Source organism: Streptomyces sp. CGMCC 4.7035 (assembly GCF_031583065.1).
Lineage (GTDB): Bacteria > Actinomycetota > Actinomycetes > Streptomycetales > Streptomycetaceae > Streptomyces > Streptomyces yaanensis.
This window is the reverse complement of the sequence record NZ_CP134053.1, coordinates 5,633,756-5,648,691: the sequence shown is the minus strand read 5'-3', so window position 1 is coordinate 5,648,691 and position 14,936 is coordinate 5,633,756. Positions and strand designations below refer to the sequence as shown.

Here is a 14,936-nt window from a genome sequence, read left to right as displayed (position 1 = left end):
CATGAACGTTGCCCTCCTCGCTTGCCCTGCTGAAGAAGTCGCCCCCAAGCTGCTCGGTGCCATCCTCACCCACGAGACACCCGAGGGAACCGTGAGCATCAGCATCACGGAGACCGAGGCGTACTCCGGTACGGCCGACCCCGCCTCCCACGCCTACCGGGGCAGGACACCCCGCAACGCCGTCATGTTCGGGCCCGCAGGACATCTGTACGTCTACCGGTCTCACGGTCTCCACTGGTGCGCCAACATCGTCACCGGAACAGATGGCATCGCCTCGGCCGTCCTCATCCGCGCAGGCAGGGTCATCGAAGGGGAAGACCTGGCACGCAAGCGGCGAGGGGCGAAGGTCGAGAGCCCACGCCTTGCGCGGGGTCCGGGGAACTTCTGCCAGGCGCTCGGCATCACGGCAGAGCACAACGGCACAGACCTGCTGACGGGCGCCTCGCTCACGCTGTCCGAGGGTGAGCCAGTACCTGCCGCACTCATCCGGGTTGGCCCCCGGGTAGGCGTGAGTAAAGCCCACGACTGGCAGCACCGCTTCTACCTCGCCGGTGATCCAACAGTCTCGGCGTACCGGCTGAGCCCGAGAGCCAAGCCGTCCGCCGGAGCCTGAGTCTTGACCGTTACAGGGGCTGGGCATGCTAGGAGCGGTAGGTCGCCCGTGATCCTGGAAGGGGGCGTTCGTGAGTGTCGGGTCCGTGCAGCGGCCGGAACGTGTTGCTGTGATCGGGGTGGGCATTCTCGGAGCCGGCGTGGGCTGGAACCTGTCGCGGCAGGGGGCCGAGGTGGTCTTCATCGACGCGGGCCAGCCAGGCGAAGGGGTCACCAACTGGTCTTTCTCGTGGGTCAATGCCAGTAACAAGACCGAGCGCAGGTCCTACTTCGACCTGAACGTTGCGGGCATGGTGGCGTACCGCGAGCTTGCAGAGGCCATCGGGCCGGACTCATGGTGGCATCCCAGCGGCCACCTGCGCTGGGCAGACGATCCCGCAGCGGAAGCGAAGCTCCTGGAAACAGCCGAACTGCTGGCTGGCTGGGACTACAGGGTCGAGCTGTGCACGGGGGTCGAGGTACGCCGTCGCCTCGAACCTGCTCTCACGGTGCCCGGCAAGACTCCGGTCCTGTTCTACCCCGACGAAGCATGGGTGCACGGACGTCATCTCGTCGGCCGCTTGGTCGGCCGAGCCGTTGAGTCCGGCGCCGAACACCGGTTCGGCAGCGCGGTCTGTGACATCGGCATCGGCGCCGATGGGAGCATCCGGACAGTGACTCTGTCGGATGGGAGCCGTCTCGACGTCGACGTCGTGGTGAACGCAGCAGGACCCAGCGCCTCCCGGGTCGCCGGGCTCATCGGACGGCACTTGCCGATGCGCCGGGAACCCGGCGCCCTCACCCGGATCGGCTGTGCTCAGGTCCCGGTGCACCGGGCCATGCACGCGCCCCACATCGAGATCCGTCCTGATGGAGATGCGTCGGTGGTCCTCCACAGCCGCGAGATCGACGCACTCATCGACACGGGTGAAGATCCAGCGGAACTCGCACGGCTGCTCCACGAATCGGCGCGGCACGTAGTTCCAGAACTCGGCAATTCCCGCATCGCACAGACACGGGTAGCCAACCGGCCCATCCCAGCCGACGGATTCCCCTCGGTGGGAGCGGTGCCTTCCGTGCCCGGGTACTACGAGGCTGTCTCCCACAGCGGCATCACGCTCGGGCCGGTGATCGGCCGGCTGCTTGCTTCGGAGATCCTCAGCGGGAAGAGAGACGAGATGCTTGCGGACTTCCGCCCGGAGCGGTTCCCCCACCCGTGACAGCGTCGGGAGGTGCCAGTACCGACAGGCAGGTGTGTCTCCGTGCCCCCGAATCAGGCTCCTGAGCCGCGCCTCTCCGGAGATCACCGAGGGCGCCGCAATCGCCCGCAAGCGTCGACTCTCGGCCCGGAACGACAAGGAACTGGCCAAAGGCCCCGCACGCCTGGCCACGGCCCTGGACGTGGACCGCGCCCTCGACGGCACGGACGCATGCGCCCCGGCCGAGACACCCCTGCGCGTCCTGACCAGCACGTCGGTGCCCTCGGACCAGGTACGCAATGGTCGGCGTACCGGCGTGGCCGGCGACGGAGGCGTTCACCCGTGGCGCTTCTGGATCGCCAACGAACCGACGGTGAGTCCGTATCGGGCCCACACGCCTCCATGCGGACTCGGCGGCGTCGAAGTTGACGCGTCCCTGGAAGACGCGTAATGTAGCCCGAGCCGTTGAACCGGGTACTGCGTTCAGTCAGCAGCCGGAAGCGGCCAACCCACTACCTACGACTCCCTCACAGAGGGCGAATTCGGCGTGTCCGCATGTCTGAATTCGAACTCGGTGGAACTCGATTATGAGTTGCGACGGGAATCGGCTAACGTAGTGAATGTCGAAAGGCCGCAAGGGTGAAAAACCCAAGGCCCGAGACAAACCCGCCCGGCCGGGAATCAGCTCCGAAAAGATCTGATAGAGTCGGAAACGCAAGACCGAAGGGAAGCGCCCGGAGGAAAGCCCGAGAGGGTGAGTACAAAGGAAGCGTCCGTTCCTTGAGAACTCAACAGCGTGCCAAAAATCAACGCCAGATATGTTGATACCCCGTCCGTCGGAACAATCCGATGGTCGAGGTTCCTTTGAAAAAACACAGCGAGGACGCTGTGTGCGAGGGGATTATTCCTCCTCTCGCACCGCTCTCGTGGTGTTCATCCCGATTACGGGAAAACATTCACGGAGAGTTTGATCCTGGCTCAGGACGAACGCTGGCGGCGTGCTTAACACATGCAAGTCGAACGATGAAGCCCTTCGGGGTGGATTAGTGGCGAACGGGTGAGTAACACGTGGGCAATCTGCCCTGCACTCTGGGACAAGCCCTGGAAACGGGGTCTAATACCGGATACGAGGTTCGGAGGCATCTTCGAACTTGGAAAGCTCCGGCGGTGCAGGATGAGCCCGCGGCCTATCAGCTTGTTGGTGAGGTAATGGCTCACCAAGGCGACGACGGGTAGCCGGCCTGAGAGGGCGACCGGCCACACTGGGACTGAGACACGGCCCAGACTCCTACGGGAGGCAGCAGTGGGGAATATTGCACAATGGGCGCAAGCCTGATGCAGCGACGCCGCGTGAGGGATGACGGCCTTCGGGTTGTAAACCTCTTTCAGCAGGGAAGAAGCGAAAGTGACGGTACCTGCAGAAGAAGCGCCGGCTAACTACGTGCCAGCAGCCGCGGTAATACGTAGGGCGCAAGCGTTGTCCGGAATTATTGGGCGTAAAGAGCTCGTAGGCGGCTTGTCACGTCGATTGTGAAAGCCCGAGGCTTAACCTCGGGTCTGCAGTCGATACGGGCTAGCTAGAGTGTGGTAGGGGAGATCGGAATTCCTGGTGTAGCGGTGAAATGCGCAGATATCAGGAGGAACACCGGTGGCGAAGGCGGATCTCTGGGCCATTACTGACGCTGAGGAGCGAAAGCGTGGGGAGCGAACAGGATTAGATACCCTGGTAGTCCACGCCGTAAACGGTGGGAACTAGGTGTTGGCGACATTCCACGTCGTCGGTGCCGCAGCTAACGCATTAAGTTCCCCGCCTGGGGAGTACGGCCGCAAGGCTAAAACTCAAAGGAATTGACGGGGGCCCGCACAAGCGGCGGAGCATGTGGCTTAATTCGACGCAACGCGAAGAACCTTACCAAGGCTTGACATACACCGGAAAGCATTAGAGATAGTGCCCCCCTTGTGGTCGGTGTACAGGTGGTGCATGGCTGTCGTCAGCTCGTGTCGTGAGATGTTGGGTTAAGTCCCGCAACGAGCGCAACCCTTGTTCTGTGTTGCCAGCATGCCCTTCGGGGTGATGGGGACTCACAGGAGACCGCCGGGGTCAACTCGGAGGAAGGTGGGGACGACGTCAAGTCATCATGCCCCTTATGTCTTGGGCTGCACACGTGCTACAATGGCCGGTACAAAGAGCTGCGATACCGTGAGGTGGAGCGAATCTCAAAAAGCCGGTCTCAGTTCGGATTGGGGTCTGCAACTCGACCCCATGAAGTCGGAGTCGCTAGTAATCGCAGATCAGCATTGCTGCGGTGAATACGTTCCCGGGCCTTGTACACACCGCCCGTCACGTCACGAAAGTCGGTAACACCCGAAGCCGGTGGCCCAACCCCTTGTGGGAGGGAGCTGTCGAAGGTGGGACTGGCGATTGGGACGAAGTCGTAACAAGGTAGCCGTACCGGAAGGTGCGGCTGGATCACCTCCTTTCTAAGGAGCACTTCTTACCGGGTTCTTCGGGACACGGTCAGAGGCCAGTACATCGGCGAACGTCCGATGCTGGTTGCTCATGGGTGGAACGTTGATTATTCGGCCAGGACCTCGGGTCGGAGGCTGCTAGTACTGCTCGTAAGAGCGTGGAACGCATGATCTCCGGACGGGAGCTGGCCGGGCACGCTGTTGGGTGTCTGAGGGCACGGCCGCAAGGTCTGTCTTCGATGCCGGCCCCGGTGAAGCACCAAGGTTTTGGTGTGTGACGGGTGGTTGGTCGTTGTTTGAGAACTGCACAGTGGACGCGAGCATCTGTGGCCAAGTTTTTAAGGGCGCACGGTGGATGCCTTGGCACCAGGAACCGATGAAGGACGTGGGAGGCCGCGATAGTCCCCGGGGAGTCGTCAACCAGGCTTTGATCCGGGGGTTTCCGAATGGGGAAACCCGGCAGTCGTCATGGGCTGTCACCCACTGCTGAACACATAGGCAGTGTGGAGGGAACGAGGGGAAGTGAAACATCTCAGTACCCTCAGGAAGAGAAAACAACCGTGATTCCGGGAGTAGTGGCGAGCGAAACCGGATGAGGCCAAACCGTATGCGTGTGAGACCCGGCAGGGGTTGCGCATGCGGGGTTGTGGGATCTCTCTTCTGTTGTCTGCCGGCAACAGGACGAGTCAGAAACCGTTGATGTAGGCGAAGGACATGCGAAAGGTCCGGCGTAGAGGGTAAGACCCCCGTAGTCGAAACGTCAGCGGCTCGTTTGAGAGACACCCAAGTAGCACGGGGCCCGAGAAATCCCGTGTGAATCTGGCGGGACCACCCGCTAAGCCTAAATATTCCCTGGTGACCGATAGCGGATAGTACCGTGAGGGAATGGTGAAAAGTACCCCGGGAGGGGAGTGAAATAGTACCTGAAACCGTGTGCCTACAAGCCGTGGGAGCGTCGGAACAAGGCTTGCCTTGTTCTCGTGACTGCGTGCCTTTTGAAGAATGAGCCTGCGAGTTTGCGGTGTGTTGCGAGGTTAACCCGTGTGGGGAAGCCGTAGCGAAAGCGAGTCCGAATAGGGCGTTGGAGTAGCACGCTCAAGACCCGAAGCGGAGTGATCTAGCCATGGGCAGGTTGAAGCGGAGGTAAGACTTCGTGGAGGACCGAACCCACCAGGGTTGAAAACCTGGGGGATGACCTGTGGTTAGGGGTGAAAGGCCAATCAAACTCCGTGATAGCTGGTTCTCCCCGAAATGCATTTAGGTGCAGCGTCGTGTGTTTCTTGCCGGAGGTAGAGCACTGGATAGGCGATGGGCCCTACCGGGTTACTGACCTTAGCCAAACTCCGAATGCCGGTAAGTGAGAGCGCGGCAGTGAGACTGTGGGGGATAAGCTCCATGGTCGAGAGGGAAACAGCCCAGAGCATCGACTAAGGCCCCTAAGCGTACGCTAAGTGGGAAAGGATGTGGAGTCGCACAGACAACCAGGAGGTTGGCTTAGAAGCAGCCACCCTTGAAAGAGTGCGTAATAGCTCACTGGTCTAGTGATTCCGCGCCGACAATGTAGCGGGGCTCAAGCGTACCGCCGAAGTCGTGTCATTGCAGCATATAGGGCCAACGCCTGCTGTGATGGGTAGGGGAGCGTCGTCTGCCGGGTGAAGCAGCACCGGAAGGTAGTTGTGGACGGTTGACGAGTGAGAATGCAGGCATGAGTAGCGATTCACACGTGAGAAACGTGTGCGCCGATTGACTAAGGGTTCCTGGGTCAAGCTGATCTGCCCAGGGTAAGTCGGGACCTAAGGCGAGGCCGACAGGCGTAGTCGATGGATAACCGGTTGATATTCCGGTACCCGCTGTGAAGCGTCAAACATCGAGCATCGTGATGCTAAGGCCGTGAAGCCGTTCCGGACCCTTCGGGGAAAGGAAAGTGGTGGAGCCGCTGAACCAAGCGGTTAGTAGGTGAGTGATGGGGTGACGCAGGAAGGTAGTCCATCCCGGGCGGTGGTTGTCCCGGGGTAAGGGTGTAGGCCGTGCGATAGGCAAATCCGTCGCACATGAGGCTGAGACCTGATGCCGAGCCGATTGTGGTGAAGTGGATGATCCTATGCTGTCGAGAAAAGCCTCTAGCGAGTTTCATGGCGGCCCGTACCCTAAACCGACTCAGGTGGTCAGGTAGAGAATACCGAGGCGTTCGGGTGAACTATGGTTAAGGAACTCGGCAAAATGCCCCCGTAACTTCGGGAGAAGGGGGGCCACACCTGGTGAGGGAACTTGCTTCCTGAGCTGGGGGTGGCCGCAGAGACCAGCGAGAAGCGACTGTTTACTAAAAACACAGGTCCGTGCGAAGCCGTAAGGCGATGTATACGGACTGACGCCTGCCCGGTGCTGGAACGTTAAGGGGACCGGTTAGCTCCATTTCGGTGGGGCGAAGCTGAGAACTTAAGCGCCAGTAAACGGCGGTGGTAACTATAACCATCCTAAGGTAGCGAAATTCCTTGTCGGGTAAGTTCCGACCTGCACGAATGGCGTAACGACTTCTCGACTGTCTCAACCATAGGCCCGGTGAAATTGCACTACGAGTAAAGATGCTCGTTTCGCGCAGCAGGACGGAAAGACCCCGGGACCTTTACTACAGTTTGATATTGGTGTTCGGTTCGGCTTGTGTAGGATAGCTGGGAGACTTTGAAGCGGCCACGCCAGTGGTTGTGGAGTCGTCGTTGAAATACCAGTCTGGTCGTGCTGGATGTCTAACCTGGGTCCGTGATCCGGATCAGGGACAGTGTCTGATGGGTAGTTTAACTGGGGCGGTTGCCTCCTAAAGAGTAACGGAGGCGCCCAAAGGTTCCCTCAGCCTGGTTGGCAATCAGGTGTTGAGTGTAAGTGCACAAGGGAGCTTGACTGTGAGACCGACGGGTCGAGCAGGGACGAAAGTCGGGACTAGTGATCCGGCGGTGGCTTGTGGAAGCGCCGTCGCTCAACGGATAAAAGGTACCCCGGGGATAACAGGCTGATCTTCCCCAAGAGTCCATATCGACGGGATGGTTTGGCACCTCGATGTCGGCTCGTCGCATCCTGGGGCTGGAGTCGGTCCCAAGGGTTGGGCTGTTCGCCCATTAAAGCGGTACGCGAGCTGGGTTTAGAACGTCGTGAGACAGTTCGGTCCCTATCCGCTGTGCGCGTAGGAGTCTTGAGAAGGGCTGTCCCTAGTACGAGAGGACCGGGACGGACGAACCTCTGGTGTGCCAGTTGTTCTGCCAAGGGCATGGCTGGTTGGCTACGTTCGGGAGGGATAACCGCTGAAAGCATCTAAGCGGGAAGCCTGCTTCGAGATGAGGACTCCCACCCACTTGATGGGGTAAGGCTCCCAGTAGACGACTGGGTTGATAGGCCAGATCTGGAAGCACGGCAACGTGTGGAGGTGACTGGTACTAATAGGCCGAGGGCTTGTCCTCAGTTGCTCGCGTCCACTGTGTTGGTTCTGAGACAACGATCCGTTGTCGGTTCAGAGCAGAACATCAATTGAAGAGTGTGCTTGTTCGCTCGAAACCATTAGGGTTTCGGTGGCCATAGCGTGAGGGAAACGCCCGGTTACATTCCGAACCCGGAAGCTAAGCCTTACAGCGCCGATGGTACTGCAGGGGGGACCCTGTGGGAGAGTAGGACGCCGCCGAACAATCTTTGGAGGACCCCTGGTCCCAGCGACTCGCTGGGACCAGGGGTCCTTTTCGTTTTCTGGAGCGCGTCGGGTACCCGGCTGCGCGAGAATGACTTTGCGGTACCGAAGACAGGAGTCACCGATGTCCACCAACTCTCCCGACGAGCGTCCTGAGCGCGACCAGCGCCGACGGGACAGTGGTGACCGCGGCGGCTACCGCGGGGGCCCGCGTCGCGGCGACGACCGCGCCGGCCACGGCGACCGTGGCGGGCACGGCCGCCGTGACGACCGCCGCGGCGACGAGCGCGGCGGTTTCCGCCGTGACGACCGCCGTGACGACGACCGTGGCGGTTTCCGCCGTGACGACCGCCGTGACGGTGACCGCGGCGAGCGGGGCGGCCACGGTCGCCGCGACGACCGAGGCGGACGTCCCTCCTTCCGCCGCGACGACCGGCCCACCGGCCCCCGCCGTGATGAAGGCGACCGCGACCGTGGCTTCCGGCGCGAGGGCGACCGGCCCGCCCACCGGCGGGATGACGACCGTGGCGGCTACGGTCGCCGCGATGACGACCGGGGTGGGTACGGCCGCCGGGATGAAGAGCGCGGTGGCTTCCGCCGCGATGACCGCCGCGACGACCGCGACCGTGGTGGTTTCCGCCGCGACGACCAGCGCCGCGAGGACCAGCGCGGTGGCGGCTACGGTCGCCGCGATGACCGTCCTGGCGACGAGCGCGGTGGTTTCCGCCGTGGCGATGACCGTGGTGGTTTCCGTCGTGACGACCGCCGTGGCGATGACCGTGGTGGTTTCCGTCGTGACGACCGCCGTGGCGATGACCGTGGTGGCTTCCGTCGTGATGACCGGCGCGACGATGACCGTGGTGGTTTCCGTCGTGACGATCGCCGTGGCGATGACCGTGGTGGCTTCCGTCGTGATGACCGGCGCGACGATGACCGTGGCGGCTTCCGTCGTGACGACCGCCGTGACGGCGACCGTGGTGGTTTCCGGCGCGACGATGACCGTGGCGGCTTCCGTCGTGACGACCGCCGTGACGGCGACCGTGGTGGTTTCCGGCGCGACGATGACCGTGGCGGCTTCCGTCGTGACGACCGGCGTGACGGCGACCGTGGTGGTTTCCGCCGTGATGACCGTCGTGATGACCGCCGCGACGATCGCCGTGACGACCGCGGCGACCGCGGTGGTTTCCGTGGGCGTGACGACCGTGGCTCCCGTGGTCCCCGTCGTGACGACCGTGTCGGCCGCCCCGGTGGTTTCCGTGGACGTGACGACCGGCGTGACGACCGGCACGGTGGCGGCCGGTTCCGTGAGGAGCGGGACCGTGACCGCGAGCCGATCAAGCGGCTGCCGATTCCCGCGGACGTCACCGGTGAGGAGATCGACAAGGACGTGCGGCAGGAGCTGCAGAGCCTGCCCAAGACGCTCGCGGAGGACGTCGCCAAGAACCTGGTGATGGTCGCCAGGCTCATCGACGAGGACCCCGAGGGCGCGTACGCGTACTCCAAGGTGGCGCTGCGCCTCGCGTCCCGTGTCGCCGCCGTGCGCGAGGCGGCCGGCTTCGCCGCGTACGCCCACCAGAAGTACGGCGAGGCTCTTGCCGAGTTCCGGGCCGCCCGGCGTATGACCGGGAACATCGAACTGTGGCCCCTCATGGCCGACTGCGAGCGCGGTCTCGGCCGGCCCGAGAAGGCGCTGGACATGGCCGGTGCGCCCGAGGTGCACAAGCTCGACAAGGCCGGTCAGGTCGAGATGCGGCTCGTCGCGGCCGGTGCGCGCCGGGACATGGGGCAGCTCGACGCCGCCATCGTGACGCTGCAGAGCCCGGAGCTGGCCTCCAACGCCGTGCAGCCGTGGACCGCGCGCCTGCGGTACGCGTACGCCGACGCGCTGCTTGCCGCCGGTCGTGAGCGCGAGGCGCGCGAGTGGTTCGCCAAGGCCGTCGAGTCCGACAAGGACGGCAGCACGGACGCCTCCGACCGGCTTGCCGAGCTGGACGGCATCGAGTTTGTCGACGCCCTCGATGAGAGCGTGAGCGACGAAAGCGTGAGCGACGAGAACGTGAGCGACGAGAACGCGAGCGACGAGAACGCGAACGACGAGAACGCGAACGACGAGAACGCGAACGACGAGAACGCGAACGAAGCGACCGCGAGCGACGAGAGCGCCGAGAGCGAGAGCGCCGGGCCGTCCGCCCCGGAGGAGGCCGCCGAGGGCGGCAAGGACGGCGACGACGAGGAGCACGCCGAAGAGCACAAGGGCTGACCTCAGCGACTGACGGGCGGGATCCGGGCACGGATCCCGCCCCTCTCGCGTGTGACGGCGTGCGAGCGTGCTTCAGGGCGTCAGCGCCCGCAGCACCAGACCCGACGCCGGCTTCGGGCCGAACGACGTCGACTTGCGCGGCATCGTCACTCCCTGGCGGGCCAGCTCCCGTACGACCTCCTCGCGGACCGGGTGCATCAGTACGGCCGTGCCGCCGTCGCGTTCCGCCTTCTCGACCGTGGCGGCCGTGTCGTGGATGTAGGCGATGTGCTCCGGCGAGTCCTCGGGAATGCGCCAGACCTGCTTGAGGAGCGTGGCGTGCAGGACTGTCGCGTCCAGGGTGCGCCAGGCCTCCGGGCGGTCAGCCGGGACCGTACGGGCCAGGAGGTCCGGGGACGGCCGGTCGACGAGATGGAAGGCGCCGTCGCCCGCGAGCAGGAAGGCGTTGCCGGCGCAGGCCGCGTCGGCCAGCGTCTCCAGGGCCTCGGCCAGCGGGACACGCAGATCGCGTACCCGGAACAGGCCCGTGAGGGCGGAGAGCGCGTCGGCCACCGGGAGGCGGTGCAGGAGGCGGTGGATCGCGCGGACCCGGAGGGGGTAGCGGGCGGTGTCCACCAGCAGGACCAGGCCGTAGTCCCAGGGGCTGGGGGAGCCGTGCTCCGCGCGTAGACGCACGTACGTCGCCCAGCGGTGGTGGCCGTCGGCGATGAGGGCCTGGTGCTCGGCCAGGTCCGACTGGATCTCCGCGAGGTCGGCCGGATCCGTGACCGCCCACAGGCGGTGACTGAAGCCGTCCTCCGTCGTGGTGCTCAGCAGCGGAGGGCGTTCGGCCGTGCGCTCGATGACGGCCCTCGTACCGGTCTCGGAGCGGTTGCCGCGGTACGTCAGGAGAAGCGGTTCGAGGTTGGCGGAGGTCGCGCGCATCAGGGCCGCCCGGTCGGCGATCACGTGCGGCATGACGTCCTCGTGGGGGAGGACCACGCCCTCCGACGGCTCCGACACGCGCAGGGCGCCTATGACGCCGCGTTGCAGCAGGCCGTTGCCGCGCTGCTCGTAGATGTACAGACCGGGCTCGGTGTCGGTCGTCAGGACGCCTTCGGCGAGCCAGCGGCGCAGGGTGTCCGCCGCCTGTTCGTTACGGGCCGCTGGGCTGGTCGCCTGGGGAAGGATCAGGCGAACGATGTTGTACGGGTCGGCCGACTCCAGGTGGAGCAGCCCGTCGGGCCGTACGACGACGTCGTACGGCGGCGACGTGACGGCGGCGAGGCTTCCGACACGCTCGGGGTCGTAGCGCAGGCCCCGGAAGGGAGTCAGTTCAAGGCCCATGCGCGCCGGTACGTCCCCGGGACCTGCAGTGTTCATTGATGCATGGTAAGTGCGTCGGCAAGTGTGTCGGTGCCATGCGCGATGATCGGGGGAAAGCGAGCGAACGAGGAGCGATGTGCAATGAGCCAGACCGTCAGGACGCGGCCCGAGGGCAGTGCGCGACCCCTGAGCGAGGCGTACGACACCGCGCTGCTCGACCTGGACGGGGTGGTGTACGCGGGCGGGAGCGCGATCGCGCACGCCGTGGAGTCGCTGGGCACCGCACGCGCGGGCGGGATGCACCTGGCGTACGTCACGAACAACGCGCTGCGCACGCCGGACGCGGTGGCCGCGCACCTCACGGAGCTGGGGATACCGACGGGGGCCTCGGACGTCATCACGTCGGCGCAGGCCGTGGCCCGGCTGATCAGTGAGCAGGTGCCCGTCGGATCGCGCGTGCTGGTCATCGGGGGTGAGGGGCTGCGGGTCGCGCTGCGGGAGCGGGGGCTCGAGCCCGTCGAGTCCGCGGACGACGGTCCGGTGGCCGTGGTGCAGGGGTACGGGGGGCCGGAGCTGCCCTGGGGGCGGTTCGCTGAGGCCTGTTACGCCATCGCGCGCGGAGTGCCGTGGTTCGCGTCCAACACCGACCTGACGATCCCGAGCGTGCGCGGCATCGCGCCGGGGAACGGGGCGGCCGTGGAGGTCGTACGCATCGCGACGGGTGCCGAGCCGCAGGTGGCGGGCAAGCCGCTGCCGCCGATGCACCGGGAGACGATCCTGCGCACCGGCGCCGAGCGGCCGCTGGTGGTCGGGGACCGGCTGGACACGGACATCGAGGGCGCGTTCAACGGCGAGGTCGACTCGCTGCTCGTCCTGACCGGCGTGACGGACGGCGCCCAGCTGCTTGCCGCGCCGCCGCAGCACCGGCCGACGTACGTGGACGCGGATCTGCGGGGTCTGCTGACCGGGCAGCCGGAGATCGTCATGGCGGGCGACGGTTTCCGCTGCGGTGGGTGGACGGCGACGGCGGGTGAGCGGCTGGAGCTGGAGGGCGAGGGCGAGTCCCTGGACGGGCTGCGGGCGCTGTGCGCGGCGGCCTGGACGGCGGCCGGGGAGGGCTCCTGCGCGCTGGACGGGGGGAAGGCGCTGGCGCGACTGGGACTGTGAGCCGAAGGGCCCGGTGGGCCGGCGGTCGGCTCGGCGCACGGGATCGAGCTCGATGGCGAGGGTAGGCTAACCTAACTGCGTGTTGGTCGACAGTCCCCCCGAGCCGAGCGCGGAAACCGCTCCCGCGCCCCCAACCCACCGGGCGATACGGGCCCTTGGGCTCCTCGCCTCGGTCGTGATCCTGGCGCTCGTCGCGCTGGCGAGCATCGCGATCGGAGCGAAAGAGCTGCCGTTGGACCAGGTCTGGCACGGCCTGTTCCACGACTCGGGCACGTATGCCGACGTCGTGGTCGACGACCGGCTGGCGCGCACGGTCCTCGGACTGCTGGTCGGTGCCGCGCTCGGCCTGTCCGGCGCCGTCCTCCAGGCGCTCACCCGCAATCCGCTGGCCGACCCGGGACTGCTCGGCATCAACGCGGGCGCGTCTGCCGCGGTCGTCACCGCCATCACGTACTTCGGCGTCACGAGCCTGAGCGGCTATGTGTGGTTCGCCTTCGTCGGCGCGGCCGCCGTCGGGGCCCTGGTGTGGTTCCTCGGCGGCAGCCGGGGCGCCACACCGGTGCGGCTGGCCCTCGCCGGTACCGCGATCAGCGCGGCGCTCTACGGCTATCTCCAGGCCGTGATGATCACGGATGACGCGGCGCTCGGCAAGATGCGCTTCTGGACGGTCGGTTCGCTGGCCTCGGCCACCGACGCGACCATCACCCAGGTCCTGCCCTTCCTCGTGGTCGGCACGGTCCTCTCGCTGGCCCTCGCCCGGCCCCTGAACGCCGTGGCGATGGGCGACGACACCGCCCGCGCCCTCGGCGCCGACCTGAACCGCACCCGTGTCCTGTCCATGGCCGCCGCCACCGTGCTCTGCGGGGCCGCCACCGCCGCCTGCGGGCCGATCCTTTTCGTCGGGCTGATGGTCCCGCATGTCGTACGGTCCTTCACCGGCCCCGACCTGCGCTGGATCCTGCCGTACGCGACCGTCCTGTCGCCCGTGCTGCTGCTGGGCGCCGACGTCGTCGGCCGTGTTCTCGCCCGGCCCGCCGAACTCCAGGTCGGCATCATGACCGCGGTCATCGGCGGCCCGGTCTTCATCCTGCTCGTACGACGGCGGAGGACGGCGCAGCTGTGAAGACCACCCGCACCCCGGCCCTCCGCATCCGCGGCGGGTTCTCCGTCCGGATCGACCTGCGCGCCCTCACGGTCGTCGTGCTGCTCCTGGTCGCCGCACTCACCGCGAGCATCGTCCTCATCGGCACCGGAGACTTCCCCATCCCGGCCGGGGACGTCCTCAAGACGCTGGTCGGCAACGGCAATCCGGGCCAGGAGTTCATCGTCACCGAACTGCGGCTGCCGCGCGTCCTCGTCGGGCTGCTCGTCGGCGCCTCGCTCGGGCTCGGCGGCGCGCTGTTCCAGTCCCTCACCCGTAATCCGCTGGGCAGCCCCGATGTGCTCGGCCTCGGCCAGGGCTCAACGGCCGGCGCCCTGGTGATGATCGTGCTGTTCTCCGGGAGCGCCATTCAAGTGGCCCTCGGCGCGCTCGTGGGAGGTCTGGCGACCGGAGCGGCCATCTATCTGCTCGCCTGGAAGCAGGGCGTGCACGGTTATCGAATGGTCCTCGTCGGCATCGGCGTCTCCGCGGTCGCCACGGCGGTCAACGGCTATCTCCTCACCAAGGCCGACATCGTCGACGCGGCCCGCGCGGTCGTCTGGATGACCGGCTCCCTCAACGGCCGCGACTGGGACCAGGTCTGGCCGCTGCTCGGGCTGTGCGGCGTCCTCGTACCGCTCGTCCTCGGCAACGCGCGGGGGCTGCGGACGATGGAGATGGGCGACGACGTCTCGTACGCCCTCGGGGTGCGCGTCGAGCGCGTACGGCTGGTGCTGATGGTGGCCGCGGTGCTGCTGACCGCCGGTGCCACCGCCGCCGCGGGCCCGGTCGGGTTCGTGGCGCTCACCGCGCCGCAGCTCGCCCGCCGACTGACCTTCCCCCGCTGCCTTAAGGGCGCGGGAGGTGCCCCCATGCCCGGGCCGAACCTGGTGCCCTCCATGGTCATGGGCGCCACCTTGCTGATCGTCGCGGACTGGGCCTCGCAGCGACTCTTCGGCGCGGACCAGCTGCCTGTGGGCGTGGTCACCGGGGTTCTCGGCGGCGTCTATCTGCTGTGGCTGCTGGTCACCGAGCGCAGGGCGGGCCGCATATGAGCGCCACGAGCGGGTCCGAGACGAATGCCGCCCGTGGGCCGGAGATGAATGCCGCCCGTGGGCCGGAGATGAATGCCGC

General features: G+C 65.9%; 8 protein-coding genes, 3 rRNA genes and 1 pseudogene. 10 read left to right on the top strand and 2 right to left on the bottom strand.

The features are described 5' to 3' along the window. Window position 1: 1 nt before the first annotated feature. The 6 genes and pseudogenes from Q2K21_RS24675 to rrf all read left to right on the top strand — a co-directional run bounded on the left by Q2K21_RS24675 (window position 2) and on the right by rrf (window position 7,929). The gene (locus tag Q2K21_RS24675) at window positions 2–613 is read left to right on the top strand and encodes a DNA-3-methyladenine glycosylase (RefSeq protein WP_310775107.1); all 612 of its coding nucleotides are present in this window, start codon (window positions 2–4) and stop codon (window positions 611–613) included. A gap of 70 nt (window positions 614–683) precedes the next feature. Further along, window positions 684–1,811, top strand: a complete 1,128-nt coding sequence (locus Q2K21_RS24670; RefSeq protein WP_310775105.1) for an NAD(P)/FAD-dependent oxidoreductase — start codon at window positions 684–686, stop codon at window positions 1,809–1,811. Between the two features lie 79 nt (window positions 1,812–1,890). After that, window positions 1,891–2,241, top strand: a pseudogene (locus Q2K21_RS24665) (DNA-3-methyladenine glycosylase); the annotation flags it as partial. Window positions 2,242–2,745: 504 nt separating this feature from the next. Then, window positions 2,746–4,271 (top strand): 16S ribosomal RNA (locus Q2K21_RS24660). A 316-nt stretch (window positions 4,272–4,587) separates the two neighbouring features. Then, window positions 4,588–7,708: ribosomal RNA gene (locus tag Q2K21_RS24655) — 23S ribosomal RNA — on the top strand. A gap of 104 nt (window positions 7,709–7,812) precedes the next feature. Then, window positions 7,813–7,929, top strand: a 5S ribosomal RNA gene (gene rrf, locus Q2K21_RS24650). Together the 16S, 23S and 5S rRNA genes form the textbook arrangement of a ribosomal RNA operon. 118 nt (window positions 7,930–8,047) lie before the next feature. Here rrf and Q2K21_RS24645 read toward each other — a convergent pair. Continuing rightward, entirely contained in the window at window positions 8,048–9,217 is a 1,170-nt protein-coding gene (locus Q2K21_RS24645) for a hypothetical protein (protein WP_310775104.1), read from the bottom strand. A gap of 99 nt (window positions 9,218–9,316) precedes the next feature. On the opposite strand from Q2K21_RS24645, the gene Q2K21_RS24640 reads away from it, so the two are divergent. Continuing rightward, entirely contained in the window at window positions 9,317–10,189 is an 873-nt protein-coding gene (locus Q2K21_RS24640; RefSeq protein WP_310775102.1) for a prolipoprotein diacylglyceryl transferase, read from the top strand. A 72-nt stretch (window positions 10,190–10,261) separates the two neighbouring features. Here the strand turns inward: Q2K21_RS24640 and Q2K21_RS24635 are convergent, their stop codons facing one another. Next, a complete protein-coding gene (locus tag Q2K21_RS24635; protein ID WP_310775100.1) occupies window positions 10,262–11,551 on the bottom strand; it encodes a DUF1015 domain-containing protein in 1,290 nt (429 codons plus the stop codon). 84 nt (window positions 11,552–11,635) lie between these two features. Here Q2K21_RS24635 and Q2K21_RS24630 point away from each other — a divergent pair, with 84 nt between their 5' ends. From Q2K21_RS24630 to Q2K21_RS24620, 3 genes are all read left to right on the top strand, one after another. After that, on the top strand, window positions 11,636–12,661 hold the full coding sequence (locus Q2K21_RS24630) for an HAD hydrolase-like protein (protein WP_310775098.1): 1,026 nt from the start codon (window positions 11,636–11,638) through the stop codon (window positions 12,659–12,661). Between the two features lie 79 nt (window positions 12,662–12,740). Continuing rightward, on the top strand, window positions 12,741–13,784 hold the full coding sequence (locus Q2K21_RS24625; RefSeq protein ID WP_310775097.1) for a FecCD family ABC transporter permease: 1,044 nt from the start codon (window positions 12,741–12,743) through the stop codon (window positions 13,782–13,784). Then, window positions 13,781–14,857: a FecCD family ABC transporter permease gene (locus tag Q2K21_RS24620; RefSeq protein WP_310775095.1), complete on the top strand. Its 1,077-nt coding sequence runs from the start codon at window positions 13,781–13,783 to the stop codon at window positions 14,855–14,857. Before Q2K21_RS24625 ends, Q2K21_RS24620 begins: the two co-directional genes overlap by 4 nt. The last annotated feature ends 79 nt before the right edge of the window (window positions 14,858–14,936 follow it).

What these genes read in the sequence shown, in the direction of transcription:
- Q2K21_RS24630 (WP_310775098.1), top strand. Translation starts at nt 11,636, where the DNA reads ATGAGCCAGACCGTCAGGACGCGGCCCGAGGGCAGTGCGCGACCCCTG.
- Q2K21_RS24675 (WP_310775107.1), top strand. Translation starts at nt 2, where the DNA reads ATGAACGTTGCCCTCCTCGCTTGCCCTGCTGAAGAAGTCGCCCCCAAG.
- Q2K21_RS24635 (WP_310775100.1), bottom strand. Translation starts at nt 11,551, where the DNA reads ATGAACACTGCAGGTCCCGGGGACGTACCGGCGCGCATGGGCCTTGAA.